Origin of the sequence: Bacillus cereus group sp. BfR-BA-01408 (assembly GCF_022663305.1) — a bacterium.
Lineage (GTDB): Bacteria > Bacillota > Bacilli > Bacillales > Bacillaceae_G > Bacillus_A > Bacillus_A pacificus.
In genome coordinates, this window is the sequence record NZ_JAKUFF010000174.1 from 1 (window position 1) to 799 (window position 799).

Here is a 799-nt window from a genome sequence, read left to right on the forward strand (position 1 = left end):
AAAATGGGTGAATTGCGTGATGGATCTGAGAAAGTGACTGGTGGTTTGAACAAATTAGTAAGTAAATCCGGTGAATTAAAAACAGGAACAACGGATCTATCAAATGGTATGGAGAAACTTGTTGAAGGACAAAATCAATTAGAAAAAGTGTCTCAAGAAATTCAAAAGGGTTTGCAGGAATTAAATAGTAACGTACAAAAGTCTGCTGGAGCTTTAGAGGAAATGCAGTTGAAAGTTCCTTCTATATTGAATACAGTAAATGAGAAAATAACTGGAGCTGGAGAGAATGTAAATCAGTTAAATGAACTTACGCAATCAACAGCAGGAGATGCAAAAAATGCAGCGCAAGAGGTAGCGAATTTACAAAAGCAAATTGAAAGTTTACCGAAAGAATATCAAGAGCAGTTACAACCATTCATAACAAGTGCCGTAAAAAGTACAACGACAGTTCAGCAAAAAGCTGCTGGGGTAGCAGGTGGAACAAATAAATTAAATGAAGAAGTAAAACAATTAAAAGGTGAAATCGGTGAAAAGACAAGTGGGATGCAAAGCAAAATGCCGAATCCGGAAGATGTAGGAAATTTAACGAGTGGTATTAAAAAATTAGCGAATGCACAAAGCGAATTTGTAAGTAAGTTCCATGGATTAGGTGAAGGATTAGGTAATGCAAAAATAGGTGCCGATAAATTAAAAGATGGATCAGTTCAATTAATTGATGGAGTAACGCAATTACAAAGTGGCTCTGGAAAAGTGACAGCAGGATTAGGTCAATTATCTGAAGGAGCAAATCAATTAGCAG

Annotated in this window: 1 pseudogene; it reads left to right on the plus strand. The window is 36.0% G+C overall.

Annotated elements, in window-relative coordinates:
- A pseudogene (locus MR083_RS26670) lies at window positions 1-799 on the plus strand (YhgE/Pip domain-containing protein); the annotation flags it as partial.